The following is an 18771-nucleotide window of genomic DNA, read 5'->3' on the forward strand; positions in this document are numbered from 1 at the left end:
TGTCATCCCCCGTTATTCCGGCTCGCGCGCAGGGCCGCCGGGAGAAACTGTTCTATGGCTGCGACGAAATTTTCGGGCTCGATCGGCTTAGAGAAATAGCCGTCGAATCCGGCCCGAAGCGCGTCTTCGCGGTCCCCGAGCATCGAGAACGCGGTGACGGCGAGCAAGGGCACGCCGCGCAAGTCGTCGTCCTGCTTCAGCTCACGCACCACCCCGTAGCCATCGACGTCCGGCATCTGTAAATCGCAAATGATGAGGTCGGGCCGCTCCTGCCGCGCGAGGTCGAGCGCTTCCCGCCCGTTGGACGCGCTCAGCGTCGGGTAGCCGTGGGCGCCGAGCAGGTACCGCATCAATTCGAGGCTCGGCGGATGATCCTCCGCGATCAGTATCCGTGCAGGCATCACTTCATCTCCGGCACGACGAGGGTGAAGGTCGCACCGGCGCCGAAGGTGCTTTGACAGCCGAGTTCGCCGCCGAGCAAGCCGGCGAGCTTGCGGCTCAGGTGCAGGCCGAGCCCGGTCCCCTCCGCGGCGGACGTGCGCGCCGCCTGCCCCTGTACGAAAGGGTCAAACAGCGTCGCCAGTTCCGCTTCCTGGATTCCCGGTCCGGTGTCGCGCACCGAGAACGTGAGGTGCTTCGCGTGCCCCGACTCGTCCACGCTCAGCGTCAGCCGAACGCCCCCAATCTGGGTGAATTTCACCGCGTTGCTCGTCAGGTTGATGATGATCTGACTGAGTGCGCGGCGATCGGTTTCAAACGGCACCGGCTCGTCCGGCAGAGAGACCCAGAACTCGAGCCCTTTCGCGACCGCCTGCGGCCGAAGCGACGCGGCGATTTCGGAGACGACGCCCCGGCAGTCAAATCGCTCCGGGTTCAGGTCGATCTTGCCGGCCTCGATCTTCGCGAGGTTGAGCAGGTCGTTGATCAACGCGAGCAGATGCCTGGCGTTGTTCCGCACGATTTCGAGCTGGTGGACCTGGTCGTCGTTGAGCTCGCCGGGCAGCTTCATCAGCAAGGTTCCGGTGAATCCGATCACGGCGTTCAACGGTGTGCGCAGCTCGTGGCTCATGCTCGCCAGAAAGCGGTCCTTCGCGCGGCTCGCCAGCTCCAGTTCGAGGTTCTTTTCCTGCAGCGCCTTCTCGAAGCGCTTGCGCTCGCTGACGTCGCGGATCGCGCTCATCACCACCGGCGTCTCTTCGGTTTTCAGCGGGCTCAGACTGATCTCGACGGGAAATTCCGTGCCGTCCTTGCGCAATCCGAAGAGGTCGAGGCCGGCCCCCATCGCGCGCGGGCGCGGCGCCGAGAAATAATTGCTGCGGTGCCCCTTGTGCGCCATGCGGAATCGTTCGGGAAGCAGGTCGTCGACCGGGCGCGCCCGCAGCTCCCCGGATCGATAGCCGAACAGTTGCTCGGCCTGCGTGTTGGCGATGAGAATGTGGCCGGTCGGATTGACGAAGACGATGCCGTCCGGCATCGAGTCGAGCAGTTCGCCGAACCTCGCTTCGAGAAGCTTGCTGTCGCGCCGGACCTTCAGTTCCGTGACGTCCTTTTCCGAGAAAAGCACGCGAACGCCCTCGGCCGCGGAGCCCGACGCGAGCTTGCCGGAAATCGTGACATAGATCAGCGTGCCGTCCTTCCTGCGGCGCAATGCTTCGAAGGTCGTATGGCGCTCGGCGAGCGTCTCCGCGACGAAGCGGCGCTGCTCGTCCGCGACCGTCTCGACGGCGATCAGTTGCCCCAGATCGGCGCCGATCGCCTCTTCGCCCGGATAGCCGAACATCTCGGTGGCGCCGGCGTTCCATCCGCGCACGATTCCGGCTTCATCGACCATTGCGATCGCATCCGGAGCGTCGGCGATCCAGCGGTAATCGACCTCGTCAGTCATATGAACTCTCCGTCGCTAGTCTCCGGCTCTTTTACTCTTCCCGGAGGGAACGAGCAAAGGCGGGCGCAGGCGGGTAACCCCGGGACACTTTAGCCTAACACACCCCAAAATGGGCAGTTATTCACGACGGTGGACGCCCGACAGCGCTCCCGGACGCGTGCACGAAGCTACGCTTCGAGTTCCCGCACGCGGTCTATCGCTTCCTCGATACGGTCGACGGCGATCACGCGCATCTCGCCGACCGCGTGCCGCGGCGCGTTCGCCTTCGGGATCACCGCGACGGTGAAGCCGAGCTTCGCCGCCTCCTTGAGCCGCTCCTGCCCTCGCGGAGCCGGGCGGATTTCGCCGGCGAGGCCGATTTCGCCGAATACGACGAGCTGACGCGGCAGCGGGTGGTTGCGCAGCGACGACACGATGGCGAGCACGACCGCGAGGTCCGCGGCCGGCTCGGCGATCTTCACGCCACCGACGGCATTAACGAAGACGTCCTGGTCGAAACACCCGACGCCCGCGTGCCGGTGCAGCACCGCGAGCAGCATCGCCAGGCGGTTCTGCTCGAGGCCGACCGAAAGGCGCCGGGGGTTCGGGTTCTGCGCGCCGTCGACCAGCGCCTGGATTTCGACCAGCAGCGGACGCGTGCCTTCCTGCGTTACGAGCACACAGCTGCCGGCGACCTGTTGACTGTGCTGCGAAAGGAAGATCGCCGACGGATTGCTGACGCCCCGCAAGCCGCGCTCGGTCATCGCGAACACGCCCAGTTCATTCACTGCGCCGAAACGGTTCTTGAACGCGCGCACTAGCCGGAAGCTCGAGTGCGTGTCGCCTTCGAAATACAGGACCGTGTCGACCATGTGCTCGAGCACGCGCGGTCCCGCGAGGGTGCCGTCTTTCGTCACGTGCCCGACCATGATGAGGCTCGTGCCGCTCTGCTTCGCGAAGCGGGTGAGCTGCGCGGCGCACTCGCGCACCTGCGCGACCGATCCGGGCGCCGACTGCAGCACCTCCGAGTAAACAGTCTGGATCGAGTCGATGACGGCGATGCGTGGACGTTCTTCCTTCAGCGTCGCCAGGATCCGTTCGAGGTTGATCTCGGGCAGCAGCTGCAGCCCGCCCGGATCGAGCTGAAGCCGCTGCGCACGCAACGCTACCTGCTCGCCCGACTCCTCGCCGCTGACGTAAATCGCCTTGTGATGCAGCGCGAGCAGCGAAAGCGCCTGCAGCAACAGCGTCGATTTCCCGATTCCGGGGTCGCCGCCGATCAGGACGACGCCGCCCGCGACCAGCCCGCCGCCGAGAACGCGGTCGAATTCCTCGATCCCGGTCGGCGTTCGGGGCTCCTCGCGCGGCTCGAGTTCGGCGAGCGTCTGGAGCTTTCCGGTGTTGCCCGCGAGCGCAGCGAAACGTGCGGCGTTCGCCCCTGCCGGTTCCACGACCGCCTCGACGAGCGTGTTCCACGCCTTGCATTGCGGACATTGCCCCTGCCAGCGCGGCGACTCGGCGCCGCACTCGGTGCAGCTATGCACCGACCTGACTTTCGCCATTACGCGTCTTCCGCCGGGGACGTCGCCATCGCGACGAGTTCGGCCACCGCGTGCTCCGCGAACGTCGTGATCAGGCGCGACCGGAACTTGTCTTTCGGAATGATCACTTCGAGCGGCGTATATTGCCTCGGCTCCAGCGGGATCGCGGCGAGCCGCCCCTCGCGCAGGTCGCGCTGGATCGCCGCGCGGGATGCGACCGCGTAACCGTCGGTCTCGGCCGCGAGATGCTTGACGGTCGCGAGGCTGCCGAGCTCGGCGGCGACGTTGAGCTCCTCGATCCCGATGCCGGCGGCCTCGAAGAATTCTTCGGTGAGTTCGCGGATCGCGTTGCCCGGGTCGCGGTTCAGGAACGGATGCGCGACGAGGTCCTGCGCCGTGAGCTTCTTCTTCTTCGCCAGAGGATGCCCGGGCCGGCAAATCACGAGCAATTCGTCGCGCGCCGCCGTGAAGCGTTCGATCGCGGGCTGCTCGGAGACGATCTCGATCAGCCCGATGTCCAGCTCCCGCGCAACGACCCGGCTCTCGGTGAGCTGCGAATTTCCGACGACGACCCGCGGGACCACGCGCGGATATTTCTGCTTGAAGCGTTCGAGCAGCTGCGGCAGCCAGTAGGCTGCAATCGTCGTGCTGGTGCCAATCGAGAGCACGCCGCCGAGGTCGTCGGTCAGCTCGGAAATCCGCGACTCCAGCTCGTCCGACAGGTCGAGAATCCGCTCGGCGTATGCGAGGACGACCTCGCCCGCCGGTGTCAGCCCGACGTGCCCGTGCCCGCGTTCGAGGAGCCGCGTGTTGAAGTGCTCCTCGAGCTGCTTGATCTGGAAGGTAACGGCCGGCTGGGTCATGAAGAGATGCTCCGCCGCGCGCGTGAAAGAGCCGTGCTTGGCCACCGCGTGAAAGACCTGCAGTCTGCGCTCTGCCATCGTCACTCCATAAGTGTTGTTTATTCTGGGCGATTAGACCACAGGTGGAGGCGCTACAGTGCCCCGGCGATCCCGCGATTCCTGTCGATCCGACAGGCGGCAAGGGTAATCGGAACAAAGTACAGCCTTCGTGATATAAACCGCCCTTTGGTCCATGTGACGGCGCCCCTTTCCGATGCCGCTCGGCTTCTACATCATCATGGCGTCGCAGTTCTTCTCTGCGCTCGCCGACAACGCCCTGCTGATCATCGCGATCGCGCTCCTCCGCGACATGGCGGCACCGGAACAATTCGAACCGCTGCTGAAGCTGTTCTTCACCGTCTCCTACGTCGCGATGGCGGCATTCGTCGGCGCGTTCGCCGACTCGATGCCGAAGTGGCGGGTGATGCTGATCGCGAACACGATCAAGATCGGCGGCTGCCTGATGTTGTTCCTCGGCGCGCACCCGCTGTTCGCCTATGCGGTGATCGGATTCGGCGCGTCAGCGTATTCGCCGGCGAAGTACGGCATCCTCACCGAATACCTTCCGCACCGCCTTCTCGTCGTCGCCAACGGCTGGATCGAGGGCTTGACGGTCGGCGCGATCATCCTCGGCACCGTTCTCGGCGGCGTACTGATCCGCCCGGATATGACGGTGTGGCTCGCCGGACTCGACCTGCCGCTGATCGACGGGCCGTTCCAGGCGACGGTTGGCATCGTCGGCCTCTTCTACATCGTCGGCGGGATCATCAACCTGTACATCCCGGACACCGGCGTCGATCACAAGCCGCTGAAGAACAGCCCGATCTACCTCATCCACGACTTCAACCACTGCCTGAAGCTGCTGTGGCGCGACAAGCTGGGCCAGATCTCGCTCGCGGTGACGACGCTGTTCTGGGGTGCCGGCGCGACGCTGCAATTCATCGTGATCAAGTGGGCCGAGCACAATCTCGGCTTCAACCTCTCCCAGGCGTCGATGATGCAGGGCGTCGTCGCGATCGGCATCGCGCTGGGGGCGATGATGGCGGCGCGGATGATCAGTCTGCGAAGGTCGGTCGGCGTCATTCCGATCGGCATCGCAATGGGGCTCGTCGTGATGGTGATGGTCGGCGTGACCCACGTCCCGGTTGCGATGGGATTGATGGTGCTGGTCGGCGCGCTGGCCGGCTTCTTCGTCGTGCCGATGAACGCGCTGCTGCAGCATCGCGGGCACATCCTCATGGGCGCCGGCCATTCGATCGCGGTGCAGAACTTCAACGAAAACCTCTCGATCCTCGTGATGACCGGGCTCTACGCGGTGCTGATCATGTCCGGGCTGTCGATCCACGCCGTGATCGCCCTGTTCGGTCTGTTCGTCGCCGGCACGATGTACCTCGTGAAGCTGCGGCACGAACAGAACCAGCGCGAATTCGACTCCGTCACGCTTCTCGAAGACCACCCGCACTGAGCCACGGCCGCCCCTCCCGGCCCGAGCCATCCGTCCCGAGGGCGGAGAGTGATCGCTTCGGGCCGCGAAGCGCCGTCGCGGCCCCGCCGCTGCGCCCGGCCTGCCCGCCGTTGGACCGTCCTGTGCTGATTTGGTAAACTTTTCAAGCACTTTCCTTTGTTTCGCCGTTTGCGGCCCTCATATTTCCAGGACCAGGGACAGGCCACCTCCATGACGGATCGCTCGATCATCGACGGCTCGGGAAAGGCGGTGTCTACCCGATGGCATACGCTGTCCCACGCCCAGATCGAGCACGCACTGCAGACCGGTCCGGATGGCCTGCAGGCAGCCGAAGCCGGCCGTCGTATCGCCCGCTACGGGCGGAATCAGCTGGCCCCGCCGAAGCGGCGCGGACCGCTCTTGCGGCTGGTGCTGCAGTTCCACAACATCCTGCTTTACGTGATGCTCGGTGCGGCGGCGATCACGGCGTTTCTCGGTCACTGGGTCGACACCGGCGTGCTCATCGCCGCGGTCGTGATCAACGCGATCATCGGTTTCATCCAGGAAGGCAAAGCTGAAGCCGCGCTCGATGCGATCCGCGCGATGCTCTCGCCGCACGCCACGGTGATCCGCGACGGCGAGCGCCGCGAGATCGACGCCGCCGAACTGGTGCGAGGCGACCGGGTGCTGCTCGCTTCCGGCGACCGGGTGCCGGCAGACCTGCGCCTCGTTTCCGTCAAGACGCTGCGGGTGGAAGAAGCCGCACTGACGGGTGAATCCCAACCCGTCGAGAAGAGCAGCGACGCGGTCGCCGCCGACGCCCCGCTCGGCGACCGCTATGGCATGGCCTACTCGGGCACCCTCGTCGTCCATGGCCAGGCCACCGGTGTCGTCGTCGCGACCGGAGTGGCGACGGAACTGGGCAAGATCAACCAGATGCTGGCTGGCGTCCAGAGCCTCACGACGCCCTTGCTACGGCAGATCGACCGGTTCGGGCGGGTGCTGGCGCTGGCTACGCTCGGCATGTCGGCCGCGACCTTCGTGCTCGGCACCGTGTTGCGCGATCACGCGCCCGCGGAGATGTTCCTGATGGTCGTCGCGTTGGCCGCCTCGGCGATTCCCGAAGGACTGCCGGCGATCATGACGGTGACCCTCGCGCTCGGCGTGCAGCGGATGGCCCGGCGCAACGCGATCATCCGGCGCCTGCCAGCGGTGGAAACGCTGGGTTCGGTAACGGTGATCTGTTCCGACAAGACCGGCACGCTGACGCGCAACGAAATGACGGTGCAGCGCGTCGTCTGCGCCGGACACGTTTTCGATGTCGGAGGCGTCGGCTACGCCCCGGTGGGCGACTTGAGTATCGACGGGCGGATCATCGATCCCGAGCATTTTCCGGCGCTCTCGATGGCGATCCGCACCGGCGTGCTGTGCAACGATGCCCGCCTGCGCGAAGACCATGGCCTGTGGCATGTGGAAGGCGACCCGACCGAAGGCGCTTTGCTCGTGCTGGGCAACAAGGTCGGCTTCACGCCGCATGCCGGCGAAGCGGCGTGGCCGCGGATCGACTCCATCCCATTCGAGTCGCAGCACCGTTTCATGGCGACGTACCACCGCGACGGCGACGGCGAGCCGTGGATCTTCGTCAAGGGGGCGCCCGAGCGCATTCTCGACATATGCGTCGCGCAGTTGAACCACGATGGTGAGTACCCGCTCGACGTCGATTACTGGCGGCGAATGGCGACCGATACGGCCGCGCAGGGCCTGCGCCTGCTCGCGCTCGCCTGCAAGCGCACCGCGCCCGACGTTGAGCGCCTCGCCTTTTCCGACGTCGAATCGGGCTACACGCTGCTGGCCCTGGTCGGCATCATCGACCCACCGCGCGAAGAGGCCATCGCGGCGGTCGGCGAATGTCATCGCGCGGGCATCCGCGTGAAGATGATCACCGGCGACCACGCGGAGACCGCGCGCGCGATCGGCGCGCAGCTCGCGATCGGCCTCGGCAAGCCGGCGGTCACCGGGGCGGAAGTGGCCATCATGGACGAGGCCGCGCTGCGCCGCGTCGCGATGGAAGTCGACGTATTCGCGCGCGCGAGCCCCGAGCACAAGCTGCGCCTGGTGCAGGCGCTGCAGGACGATGGACAGGTCGTCGCGATGACCGGCGACGGCGTGAATGATGCCCCGGCCTTGAAGCGCGCCGACGTCGGCGTGGCGATGGGCATGAAGGGCACCGAGGCGGCCAAGGAAGCTTCCGACATAGTGCTCGCCGACGACAACTTCGCCACCATCGCCTCCGCGGTGCGCGAAGGCCGCGCCGTCTACGACAACCTGAAGAAATTCGTGCTCTTCATGCTGCCGACCAACGGCGGCGAAGCGCTGGTCGTCATCGCGGCGATCCTCTTCGAACTGACCCTGCCGCTGACGCCGGCCCAGGTGCTGTGGATCAACATGGTCACGTCGAGCACGCTGGGCCTCGCGCTCGCGTTCGAGCCGGCCGAGCGCGGCATCATGAACCGCCGTCCCCGCGCGCCCGGCGAAGCGCTGTTGTCGGGTTTCTTCGTCTGGCGGGTGCTGATGGTGTCGGTACTGATGATGACCGGCGCGCTCGGACTTTTCCTGTGGGAGTTGAACGCCGGCAACGGTATCGAGACGGCGCGCACGATGGCCGTCAACGCCGTGGTTGTCGCCGAAATGTTCTACCTCGTCAACAGCCGCTCCATCCTCGGGTCCGTCTGCAGTCGCGACGGACTGACCGGCAACCGCTACGTGCTGCTCGCGATCGCCGCCTGCATCCCGCTGCAGATCGCCTTTACCCACGCGCCGGGCATGCAGGCGCTGTTCGGCTCGGCCGGCCTGTCGGCGCTCGAGTGGGGCAAGGTCATCGGTGCCGGACTGCTGGTGTTCTGCGTGGCGGAACTGGAGAAATTCGTGATCCGCCGTACGGGCCTCGCTTCACGCCTCGCCCCCGCCTGAACAACGTCGCCGATAACGATTAGCGATGAATGCCTGTCGCCGAACCGCCCTGCCCGAGCGCCTCCTGCTCGCGACGGACCGCCGCGCACCCTGCGATCGCGCACTCGACCGCGCGGCGCAGCTCGCCTGCGAAGCGGAGACCGGATTCGTGGCGCCGAACGTCCTCGATCCTGCCGTAGCTGAACCCGCGCCGCTCCCGGTCAGCGCTGCCCGAGCTCGCACATGACGCGGCGGGCGAAACACAGGTCTTCCCAGACTTTCGCCTTGTCCGCCTGATTGCGCAGCAGGTAAGCGGGATGGTAGGTGACGACGACCGGCGTTTCACCGCGATGGAAGATCTTGCCGCGCGAAGCGCCGATGCTCACTTCGGCGTTCAGCAGCGCAAGCGCCGCGGGTCGTCCGAGTGCGACGAGCAGCCGCGGCCGGACGAGTTCGATCTGCCGCGCGAGATACGGAGAGCACGTCGAAATCTCGCCGCTTTCGGGCGTGCGGTTGTGCGGCGGCCGACACTTGACCGCATTCGCGATATACACGTTCTCGCCGCGCGCGAGCCCGATCGCGGCGAGCATCGCATCGAGCAGTTTTCCGGCAGCGCCGACGAAAGGCTCGCCCCGCTGGTCTTCTTCCGCACCGGGCCCCTCCCCGACGAGCATCCAATCCGCGCGCCGGTCGCCGACCCCGGGCACCGCCTGCTTGCGCCGCTCGCACAAGCGACAGGCAGTGCATCCGCGAATGTCCGCTTCGAGCGCGTCCCAGTCGAGCTGCGAAATGCGTTCAGCCCTCCCGGACGAGTCGGCGCCACCGTGCGGGATCGCTGCCGGCGCCGCGACCGGCGCAGCGGCGAAAAACCGGGAAATGCGTTCGGCACCGGAGGGCAGGCCGGTGACGGTACGGGGCGTCGCCGCCGGGGAAGCGGCCGGAACTCCCCGAGCGGAAACTCCGCTCGCGTCGCCCCCGGACAGCCTATGCGCGATCGGTGCGGGCCCGCCTTCAGCAGGAAGCGAAGGCGCGACGGACTCGACGCCTGCGCGATCGGCCGACTCGTCGCAAGAATCGGCGTCATCCGTCGCGCGCAGGCGCCACAGAGGAGCGAGACCCATTTCCCGCAGGACCGCGCCGCGGCGTACGCTCACAGCTCCCGCCTCATCACGATCGCGTCCTCGCGCCCGCCGTCACGCGCCGGATAGTAGCCCTTGCGCCGTCCGATCGGCTCGAATCCGTGGCGACGGTACAGGGCGATCGCCGCGTCGTTCGACGGGCGCACTTCGAGAAAGAATTGGGAGGCACCACGGGCGCGCGCTTCGTCGAAAAGCTGCCGCAGCAGACGGCCGCCGGCGCCCGCCCGCTGGGCACGCTGCGCGACGCTGATGTTGAGCAGATGCGCTTCGTCGACGACGGTCAGCATCACCGCATACGCGACCGGCTGCGCCGCGTCGCGAAGCACCCAGGCGCCGTACCCCGCGACGAGAGAATCGACGAAGTTGCCGCGCGTCCACGGAAACGCGTGCAGTTCCGCCTCGTTCTCGACGACCCAGTCGAGATCGAGTTCGGTCATCGGAGCGAAGACGGCCGAGCCTGCCATCAGGCCCGGCCTCCGCGTGCGAGCCGCTCCGCCGTCGTCAGTGCGACCTTGTCGCGAACGTAGAGCGGGACGGCCGCTTCGGGTGCGACGACTTCGCCGGCAAGGTAACGGGATGCGGCAAGCCGCGCGACATCGGCTGCACGAGGCACCGCTACCGCGTTTTGCGCGCTCAGGCGGGCAAGCAGGGATGCGGGAAGGTCTGCTGCGTAAACCCGCAGCGCCGAGCCGATCCCGAACCACGACCCGTCGGGCGGCAACGCGAGTTGCGCGGGCGGCGTGCACATCGGCCGGCGGCATTCCGTGACCTCCGCGCCGTTAACCCCGCCGCTAACCCGGTAGGCGGCCGAATAGACTTCCCCCATCCGCGCGTCGGTCGCAACGAAAACGGCGTCGCCCTCTCCCTGCAGCGCAAGCGCCGCGAGGCTCGACACCGGAACGACCCCGAGGTCGGCTCCGATCGCAAGGCCCTGCACCGTCCCGCACGCCAGCCGGAGTCCCGTGAATGCACCGGGCCCGGCTCCGAAAGCGATCGCGTCCAGACTGTCCAGTTCCAGACCGGCATACGCCAGTAGCGACCGCACCGTCGGCAGCAGATGCTCGGAGTGGTTCGCATGCCCTTCGAGCCGGCGCTCCATGACGTCTCCATCGACCAGCAGGGCGACGCTTGCGTGCTCGCACGACGTCTCGATTGCAAGAATTTTCATAAGCGCGGTATTTTACCGGCACGGATATCGAAAGGAAAAAGAGCGCAGGTCCGGGATGGACCGCGCTCATCGAGGGTGATCGGAACAGGGGGAAAACGGATATGGAAGACTGTTCGTCCGATCCGCCTGATTACTTTTCCGCAGGGTTGGCCGAGTCGTATGCGCCGCGCAGCGCCTGGCGCAGTTCCCGGTTCAACGCATCGCGTTCTTCCGGCGACAATCTCTGCCGTTCTCGCTTTACCATTGGAATATCCGCGCCGCTCGTCAGTGCGCGCCGCAGTTCGGCGCGACGCTGGTCCATCGCGGAAGGATAGACGAGCACCGCTTCGTCGGCGACGAGGACCGGCGTTTCGGCGAATGCGGGGAGCACCGGAGACAGCGCTGCGAGCAGCAGGCCGATCCGTACCCCATGCGACGACGCTTGCGTCCTGCCCGTACAGGAAAAAGCCGGGCTGCCTGACACCGAAAGGCTCTGGGCTGGTCGGCGATGTTTCATGATGGTCTTGCGCCTCTTCGCAGCAGGAACTGTAAATACCATGAAAATACTAGGAAATACCCCGAACAGGGGAGTGGAAGCAAAGGTTTTTAGCAAGGCGGTAAGGAAACGTTGCATATTTCACAGCGACTTACGAAGCGTTACTCGGCGCCCTCAAACCGGCATCCGAACCGCTAGCTCGCTAAATCTCCACTGGGATAGGATGCGGCTCATGAATACAAAAATCCGATATAGAGTGTTACTGGTGGACGACGACGCCCGCTTGCGCGACCTGTTGTCGAGATACCTGCAGGAGCAGGGATTTACCGTGAAGGCCGTGATCGACGCGCCGTCGATGGACCGGGCGTTGCACCGCGAGCATTTCGACCTGATGGTGCTGGACCTCATGCTCCCCGGCGAGGACGGGCTCGCGATCTGCCGCCGCCTTCGCGCCGACAACAACGCGATGCCGATCATCATGCTCACGGCCAAGGGCGACGACGTCGACCGCATCATCGGCCTCGAGATGGGAGCGGACGACTACCTCGCCAAGCCGTTCAACCCCCGCGAACTGGTCGCGCGCATCCACGCGGTCATGCGCCGCCAGCCCCCCACCCTTCCCGGCGCGCCGACCGCCGAGGACGAAATCGTCAGCTTCGGGCGCGTGCGCGTAAATCTCGGCGTGCGGTCCCTGACGCGGGACGATGAAGAAATTTCGCTGACCACCGGCGAGTTCTCGCTGCTCAAAGTGCTGCTGCAGCATCCGCGCCAGCCGCTGTCGCGGGACAAGCTGATGGAACTCGCGCGCGGACGCGAATACGGCGTTTTCGACCGTGCGATCGATGTTCAGGTGAGCCGCCTGCGCAAGCTGGTCGAAGACGATCCGGCCAAGCCGCGGTACATCCAGACTGTTTGGGGATTCGGATACGTCTTCGTACCTGATGACGCAAAAGCCACCACCGAGAGCTGATTTCCAGCCCTCCCCGGCGGGCTTGTCGGAACGAGCGCCGCGACGCCTCGCGGAGCGGGTGTTGCCGCGCACGCTGATCGGGCAGACTTTTCTGCTGATCGCGCTGCTGCTGACTCTCGCGCTCACGGCGTGGTCGCAGATCTTCCGTCATTTCGAAGATCCGGTGCGTGCGCGCGACCTCGCGCAAATGGCCGCGAGCGTCGTCAACCTCACGCGGACCGCGCTGATCAACGCCGACTCCGAACGGCGTACGGAACTGCTGATCGACCTGGCGGCTCTCGAAGGGATCCGCATCTACCCCGCCGAGGCTTCGGACGAAATCCTGCCGCTGGCCGACACGCGGGAAATGCGACTGCTGACCGAGGAGATCCGCCGCCAGCTCGGCGCCCACACCCGCTTTGCGGCGCGCTGGAAGACACTCGACGGCTTCTGGATCAGCTTTCGTCTCGATCCCGAAGACACCGAGGATTTCTGGGTCATGCTGCCGTCCGAGCGCCTGAAGCAGACACGCGCGATCGAGTGGCTGACCTGGGGCGGGGGCGCCCTGCTCGCCGCGCTGCTCGGCGCCTATCTGATCGTGTCCCGGATCAGCGTACCGCTGCGCAACCTCGCCCGCGCCGCACGCGTCGTCGGGAGTGGACGCACGCCGCCGCATCTGCCCGAACACGGCCCGCAGGAGATCGCGACCGTCGCGAAGGCGTTCAACCAGATGGCGGGCGATCTCGCGCGGACGGATGCGGACCGCGCGTTGATCCTCGCCGGCGTGTCCCACGATCTGCGCACGCCGCTCGCCCGACTGCGCCTCGGCGTCGAAATGTCAGGTGCGCCGGAAACGGACATCGCCGCGATGGTCACGGATGTCGAGGAGATGGATCGCATCATCGGCCAGTTCCTCGATTTCGGACGCGGCGAGCCGCAGGAGCCGATGCAGTCGCTCGACCTAGTGGCGCTCGTGACCGATCTCGTCGAACCTTACCGGCTCCGCGGGATCGATCTGCGTACCGATCTCCCCGACCGCCTGATCCTTGCAGTGCGCGGTCTGTCGCTGCGCCGCGCGCTTGCTAATCTGATCGACAATGCGATCCGTTACGCGGGCGACAGCAAGCCGATCGACCTCACGCTCACCGCGGGAAATAATGAAGTGATGATCGAAGTGGCCGATCGCGGCCCCGGAATTCCCGAGAGCGAAATGGACCGGATGCGCCATCCCTTCACCCGTCTCGAGAATGCGCGCTCCAACACGAAAGGCGCGGGGCTCGGACTCGCGATCGTCGAGCGGATCATCCGCTCGCACGAAGGCCGGCTCGACCTGATCCCGCGTACGGGAGGCGGCCTGCGCACCGTGCTGCACTTGCCGGTAAACAAATCCCGCAGCGCCGCCGCGCGTGCGGCCGGGTCGAAAGAGACCGGAATCGCCTCGTGAGCGAAATGCCCGCGCCGGCGCGCATATCCTGCAAGGCTACACCCGGGATCGATTTCCGCAGCGCCGCCTCCGGAGCGGTTGCCTGACACGACTGGACCGCCGACGGCTGCCCCGCTGAAACAACTCGGTATAATCCCGCCGCATGAAAATCCTATTCGACCTCCTTCCCGTCATCCTTTTCTTCGTGGCGTACAAGCTCGCGGGCGGAAACCCGGAGGCCGCGCGGGAGCTGGCCGCGGCCTGGCTCGGCAGCGGCGTCAGCGTCGCGCAGGCGCCCATCCTGCTTGCGACCGTCGTCGCGATTGTCGCGACCATCGGCCAGATTGCGTGGGTCTGGGCCCGCCATCGCAAAGTCGATACGACGTTATGGATCAGCCTCGCGATCATCCTTGTGTTCGGGGGCGCGACACTGGTGTTCCAGAATCCCACTTTCATCAAGTGGAAGCCGACCGCGCTTTACTGGCTATTCGGCTGCGTGCTCTCGCTTTCCGTGCTGCTCTTCCGCCGCAACCTGATCCGCAAGATGCTCGAAGCCCAGGTCAAGCTTCCGGACCCTGTGTGGACGCGCCTGAATTTCGCGTGGGCCGCGTTTTTCATCGCGATGGGCGCCCTCAATCTTTACGTCGCATATAACTTCTCCGAAGAAACCTGGGTCGACTTCAAGCTTTTCGGCGGCATGGGCTTGATGCTCGCGTTCGTTCTCGCCCAGGGGTTTTACCTGTCGCGCCATATCGAAGAGGAAACCACTTGATGCTTTACGCCCTGATCTGCGAGGACGCGCCCGGTTCGCTCGACGCACGAATGAACGCGCGCCCGGCACACCTTGCACGCCTGGAAGCCCTGCGCGACGAGGGACGCCTGATCGTCGCCGGGCCGATGCCCGCGATCGACTCTCCCGATCCGGGGCCCGCCGGCTTCTTCGGCAGCCTCGTCATCGCCGAGTTCGCCTCCCAAGGCGACGCCGAGCGCTGGCTCGCCGAGGATCCTTACGTGAAAGCCGGCGTCTTTGCCCGCGTCAGCGTCCGGCCCTACAAGAAGGTGCTGCCATGACGACCGTCGAGGATATCCGCCAGCGCCTGCTGGCGCTCCAGCCCGAGTCCCTCGAGATCGAGGACGAGAGTGCGCTCCACGCCGGCCACGCCGGTGCGCGTGGAGGCGGCGGGCATTACCGGCTGACGATCGTGGCCGAGTGTTTCGAAGGCAAGAACACGGTGGCTCGCCATCGACTCATTTACGGCGCGCTTGGTGAGATGATGCGGACACGCGTCCACGCCCTCGCGATTCGCGCACTGACGGCCGATGAGGCAAAAACTCAACCAACCAGGAAGGATTCTTGATGAAACGTTTTCCCAGCCGCCTCGCCCTCGGTCTGATGGCCGGCCTGATCGCCCATGCCGCCGGCGCCGCCGCGCCCGCTGCGACTGTCAACGGCACCGCGATTCCCGCGACCCGCGTCGACGTGATGCTGAACGAGCAACGTGCCCAGGGCGCGCCGGACAGCCCGCAATTGCGCGACGCGGTGCGCGAAGAACTCGTGCGGCGCGAAGTGCTCGCCCAGGAAGCCTCCAAGAAGGGCCTCGACAAGAAGGCGGAAACCCAGGCGCAGATGGACCTCGCGCGCCAGGCGGTCCTGATTCGCGCATACATCCAGGACTACGTGAAAGCCAACCCGATCGGCGAGCCCGAGCTCCGCAAAGAGTACGAAGGCATCAAGAGCCAGATGGGCTCGAAGGAATACAAGCCCCGCCACGTGCTCGTCGAGACCGAGGACGAGGCGAAGGGGATCATCGCGAAGCTGCGTGCGGGTGAGAAGTTCGAAACGCTGGCGAAACAGTCGAAAGACCCTGGCTCGAAGGACGAAGGCGGCGAACTCGGCTGGAGCAACCCCGGGATGTTCGTCAAGCCGTTCTCGGACGCGATGGTCAAGCTCGAAAAGGGTCAGTACACGATGACCCCGGTCAAGAGCGACTTCGGTTACCACGTGATCCGGCTCGACGACGTTCGCGAGATGAAGGCTCCCGCGTTCGAGGAAGTGAAGCCGCAACTCGAACAGCGCCTGCAGCAGCAGAAGGTCGAGAAGCATATCGCCGATCTGCGCGCGAAGGCGAAAGTCCAGTAAGCGTACCGACGCAAGAAAGGCCGGCCTGCTCGCGCAGGTCGGCCTTTTTTTGGCGGAGATCGGGCGGGGAGCCCGCCCGAAAATCCGGTTTAGAACTGGGCCTCGTCGAGTTCGAGCGCGCCCGGAGCACCATGGACGACGGCGTAGCCGAGGGCCGACGCGAGTGGCAGGACATGGTCCGCGTAGAAGCGCGCCGTCACGAGCTTGGTCCGATAGAACTCGTCGTCGGAACCTCGGGCGATCTGCGCCTGCGACACGAGCGCAGCCCGGGCCATCTGCCATCCTCCAGCAACGATGCCGAAGAGCTTCAGGAACGGCACCGAGCCGACTGACGCGGCCTTGATGTCGTCGTTGTAAGTCGCGAGGATGTACTCGACCGCAGACTCGAGCGCCGAGATGCCGGACTTCAGCGACTCACGAATCGCGGCGAAGGTCTCGCCCTGCTGATCCGCGAGCCGGAATTCGACATCACGCATTTCCGCAATGACTGCCTTCACGGTGACGCCGCTCTCGCGCGCGATCTTGCGGCCGATCAGGTCGTTCGCCTGGATCGCCGTCGTGCCTTCGTAGATCGTCGTGATGCGCGCGTCGCGGAAGTGCTGGGCGGCGCCGGTTTCCTCGATGAAGCCCATTCCGCCGTGGACCTGCACGCCGGTCGACGCGATGTCGATCGAGTTCTCGGTGAACCATCCCTTGACGACCGGGATCATCAGATCCACAAAAGCCTGCTTCTGCGCGCGCACGGCCGGGTCGGCGTGCAGATGCGCAACGTCGGTCGCCGCGCCGACGACGTAGGCCAGCGCCCGCATCGCCTCGGTCGTCGACTTCATCGACATCAGCATCCGCCGCACGTCGGGGTGATGAATGATCGAAACCTTCGGCCCGCCGCGGACGCCCGCTTCCGTGCCCTGGACGCGGTCCTTCGCATACGTCAACGCGTGCTGGTAGGCCCGCTCCGACAACGCGAGACCTTCCATCCCGACCGCGAAACGTGCCTCGTTCATCATGATGAACATGTATTCGAGGCCGCGGTTCTCTTCGCCGACGAGGGTGCCGATCGCGCCGCCGTTATCGCCGAAGGCGAGCACGCAGGTCGGGCTCGCGTGGATGCCGAGCTTGTGCTCGATCGACACGCAGTGCACGTCGTTGCGCGCGCCGGGCGTGCCGTCCGCGTTGAGCAGGAACTTCGGCACGACGAACAGCGAGATGCCCTTCACCCCTTCGGGCGCATCCGGCAGCCGCGCGAGCACGAGATGGACGATGTTGTCCGTCATGTCGTGTTCGCCGTACGTGATGAAGATCTTCTGGCCGAAGATGCGATACGTTCCGTCCGCCTGTGGTTCGGCGCGGGTGCGCACCGCTGCGAGATCTGAGCCGGCCTGGGGCTCGGTCAGATTCATCGTCCCGGTCCATTCGCCGCTGATCATTTTCGGCAGGTACGCTGCCTTCTGCTCGTCGCTGCCGCGAAGGGTCACCGCCTCGATCGCGCCGCTGGTGAGCATCGGGCACAGCGAAAAGGCCATGTTTGCGGAGTTCCACATTTCCATGACCGCGGTCGCGACGAGCTTCGGCAGGCCCTGACCACCGAATTCCGGATCGCAGGCGAGCGACGTCCACCCGGACTCGGAGAACTGCCGGTACGCTTCCTTCCAGCCCGGCGCGGTCGTGACCTTGCCGTGATCCCACTTCGCACCTTCCTGGTCGCCGATCCGGTTGAGCGGCGCGAGCACTCCGCTTGCGAACTTGTTCGCCTCGTCGAGAATCGCATCGACGAGATCGGTGGAAACCTCTTCGCAGCCCGGAAGTCTCCCGACTTCTTCCAGGCCGGCCAGTTCACGCATGACGAACTGCAGGTCGCGAATCGGTGCAGCGTATTGGCTCATCTTCGAATTGCTCCAGTGCATGTTGTAGTTCGCGGCTCTTGCAGCCGCTCTGATTACTTGTCGATCAGGTATCGGCGATCGTCGAACGCCGATACCCAGTCGGGTCGATATACCACCATCAAGGTGATCGCCGCCCCGCTCATCCACGCTTCCGAAAACCCGAGCAACAGGAGGTAGGGAAGGTAGTCGCTCACGAGAAAGGCGGCCGGATAGGCTCCCATCAGCGCGAGCAGCGCCGCCGCGACGACGCCCTGCAGCATCACGGTCACTGCCGAGCCGACGAATGCGACGACGAAAATGAAGACGAAAAAGTGTGCCGGCAGGTACCGTTCGATGCCCGACAACCACAGCCGCGCGATCTGGATCGGCACGACCGCCATCAGCAAAAAATCGAGCGGCCACGCCTGCCAGTCGAGCGAACCGTTTACCGTGATCCCGATGAGCGCGAGCCCCAGCGCCACGGTCGCCAGCGCGGGGCCGAACATCAGCGTCGCGGCCATCGCACCGAGAAAGTGGAGATTCAGCCCGGGTTTCACACCGGCCTTCAGGGTCCACAGCAAGGTCAGGCAGACGACCAATCCGAGCAGCAGGTGGAGTTGCGTCGAAACCGCGAGACGCGTCCACGGAGCCTCGCGGAAAAGCCGGTAGAGCACGGCGGCCGCGACGACCAGCGAAGCCCACTGCCAGGACATGGGGATCAACGAGGCAGGGATATCCAAGCTCGTCTTCCCCGGTCCGGCCCGGCTTCGCCCAGCGTCAGCCTACCGCACCCGTCAGTTCCGGCACGACCTCGAACAGATCCCCGACCAGCCCGTAGTCGGCGACCTGGAAGATCGGCGCTTCCGGGTCCTTGTTGATCGCGACGATGACCTTCGAGTCCTTCATGCCCGCCAG

Annotated in this window: 18 protein-coding genes and 1 pseudogene; 8 read left to right on the top strand and 11 right to left on the bottom strand. The window is 65.6% G+C overall.

Annotated features, from left to right (window positions below):
• Window positions 1–2: 2 nt before the first annotated feature.
• The 4 genes from V6M37_RS11090 to V6M37_RS11105 form a co-directional block, all read right to left on the bottom strand.
• Window positions 3–401, bottom strand: coding sequence for a response regulator (locus V6M37_RS11090; protein ID WP_332673225.1), 399 nt, complete (start codon window positions 399–401; stop codon window positions 3–5).
• Window positions 401–1885, bottom strand: a complete 1485-nt coding sequence (locus tag V6M37_RS11095; protein ID WP_332673227.1) for a PAS domain-containing sensor histidine kinase — start codon at window positions 1883–1885, stop codon at window positions 401–403. Before V6M37_RS11095 ends, V6M37_RS11090 begins: the two co-directional genes overlap by 1 nt.
• A gap of 167 nt (window positions 1886–2052) precedes the next feature.
• Window positions 2053–3426: a DNA repair protein RadA gene (gene radA, locus V6M37_RS11100; protein ID WP_332673229.1), complete on the bottom strand. Its 1374-nt coding sequence runs from the start codon at window positions 3424–3426 to the stop codon at window positions 2053–2055.
• Window positions 3426–4346, bottom strand: coding sequence for a LysR family transcriptional regulator (locus V6M37_RS11105; RefSeq protein WP_332673231.1), 921 nt, complete (start codon window positions 4344–4346; stop codon window positions 3426–3428). Before V6M37_RS11105 ends, radA begins: the two co-directional genes overlap by 1 nt.
• Before the next feature lie 175 nt (window positions 4347–4521).
• Here V6M37_RS11105 and lplT point away from each other — a divergent pair, with 175 nt between their 5' ends.
• Both lplT and V6M37_RS11115 read left to right on the top strand, forming a co-directional pair.
• A complete protein-coding gene (gene lplT / locus V6M37_RS11110; protein WP_332673233.1) occupies window positions 4522–5772 on the top strand; it encodes a lysophospholipid transporter LplT in 1251 nt (416 codons plus the stop codon).
• 210 nt (window positions 5773–5982) lie between these two features.
• Window positions 5983–8721, top strand: coding sequence for a cation-transporting P-type ATPase (locus tag V6M37_RS11115; protein ID WP_332673234.1), 2739 nt, complete (start codon window positions 5983–5985; stop codon window positions 8719–8721).
• Between the two features lie 200 nt (window positions 8722–8921).
• Here V6M37_RS11115 and V6M37_RS11120 read toward each other — a convergent pair whose 3' ends face one another.
• The 4 genes from V6M37_RS11120 to V6M37_RS11135 all read right to left on the bottom strand — a co-directional run bounded on the left by V6M37_RS11120 (window position 8922) and on the right by V6M37_RS11135 (window position 11620).
• The gene (locus V6M37_RS11120; protein ID WP_332673235.1) at window positions 8922–9854 is read right to left on the bottom strand and encodes a uracil-DNA glycosylase; all 933 of its coding nucleotides are present in this window, start codon (window positions 9852–9854) and stop codon (window positions 8922–8924) included.
• On the bottom strand, window positions 9851–10303 hold the full coding sequence (gene rimI / locus V6M37_RS11125) for a ribosomal protein S18-alanine N-acetyltransferase (protein WP_332673236.1): 453 nt from the start codon (window positions 10301–10303) through the stop codon (window positions 9851–9853). Before rimI ends, V6M37_RS11120 begins: the two co-directional genes overlap by 4 nt.
• Window positions 10303–11007 carry a tRNA (adenosine(37)-N6)-threonylcarbamoyltransferase complex dimerization subunit type 1 TsaB gene (gene tsaB / locus V6M37_RS11130; RefSeq protein WP_332673239.1) on the bottom strand — a complete coding sequence of 235 codons (705 nt, stop codon included), beginning with the start codon at window positions 11005–11007 and terminating at the stop codon, window positions 10303–10305. The genes rimI and tsaB overlap by 1 nt, the downstream gene beginning before the upstream one ends.
• A 130-nt stretch (window positions 11008–11137) precedes the next feature.
• Window positions 11138–11620: a hypothetical protein gene (locus V6M37_RS11135; RefSeq protein WP_332673241.1), complete on the bottom strand. Its 483-nt coding sequence runs from the start codon at window positions 11618–11620 to the stop codon at window positions 11138–11140.
• Between the two features lie 127 nt (window positions 11621–11747).
• Between V6M37_RS11135 and ompR the strand changes: the two genes are divergently transcribed.
• The 6 genes from ompR to V6M37_RS11165 all read left to right on the top strand — a co-directional run bounded on the left by ompR (window position 11748) and on the right by V6M37_RS11165 (window position 15994).
• Window positions 11748–12452, top strand: coding sequence for an osmolarity response regulator transcription factor OmpR (gene ompR / locus V6M37_RS11140; protein WP_332673243.1), 705 nt, complete (start codon window positions 11748–11750; stop codon window positions 12450–12452).
• Complete coding sequence (locus V6M37_RS11145; protein ID WP_332673246.1) at window positions 12424–13875, top strand: ATP-binding protein; 1452 nt, start codon at window positions 12424–12426, stop codon at window positions 13873–13875. Before ompR ends, V6M37_RS11145 begins: the two co-directional genes overlap by 29 nt.
• Before the next feature lie 142 nt (window positions 13876–14017).
• Window positions 14018–14626 (top strand): septation protein A, encoded by a 609-nt coding sequence (locus V6M37_RS11150; RefSeq protein ID WP_332673247.1) that lies wholly within the window; start codon window positions 14018–14020, stop codon window positions 14624–14626.
• Complete coding sequence (locus V6M37_RS11155; protein WP_332673248.1) at window positions 14626–14925, top strand: YciI family protein; 300 nt, start codon at window positions 14626–14628, stop codon at window positions 14923–14925. The genes V6M37_RS11150 and V6M37_RS11155 overlap by 1 nt, the downstream gene beginning before the upstream one ends.
• Window positions 14922–15212 (top strand): BolA family protein, encoded by a 291-nt coding sequence (locus V6M37_RS11160; protein WP_332673249.1) that lies wholly within the window; start codon window positions 14922–14924, stop codon window positions 15210–15212. The genes V6M37_RS11155 and V6M37_RS11160 overlap by 4 nt, the downstream gene beginning before the upstream one ends.
• Window positions 15212–15994, top strand: a complete 783-nt coding sequence (locus V6M37_RS11165; protein WP_332673251.1) for a peptidylprolyl isomerase — start codon at window positions 15212–15214, stop codon at window positions 15992–15994. Before V6M37_RS11160 ends, V6M37_RS11165 begins: the two co-directional genes overlap by 1 nt.
• A gap of 89 nt (window positions 15995–16083) precedes the next feature.
• Here the strand turns inward: V6M37_RS11165 and V6M37_RS11170 are convergent, their stop codons facing one another.
• The 3 genes and pseudogenes from V6M37_RS11170 to V6M37_RS11180 form a co-directional block, all read right to left on the bottom strand.
• Window positions 16084–17877 (bottom strand): acyl-CoA dehydrogenase, encoded by a 1794-nt coding sequence (locus tag V6M37_RS11170; protein WP_332673253.1) that lies wholly within the window; start codon window positions 17875–17877, stop codon window positions 16084–16086.
• Window positions 17878–17930: 53 nt separating this feature from the next.
• Window positions 17931–18596, bottom strand: coding sequence for an energy-coupling factor ABC transporter permease (locus tag V6M37_RS11175; RefSeq protein ID WP_332673255.1), 666 nt, complete (start codon window positions 18594–18596; stop codon window positions 17931–17933).
• 37 nt (window positions 18597–18633) lie between these two features.
• Window positions 18634–18771, bottom strand: a pseudogene (locus V6M37_RS11180) (electron transfer flavoprotein subunit alpha/FixB family protein); the annotation flags it as partial.

Origin of the sequence: Aromatoleum sp., assembly GCF_036675785.1 — a bacterium.
GTDB lineage: Bacteria > Pseudomonadota > Gammaproteobacteria > Burkholderiales > Rhodocyclaceae > Aromatoleum.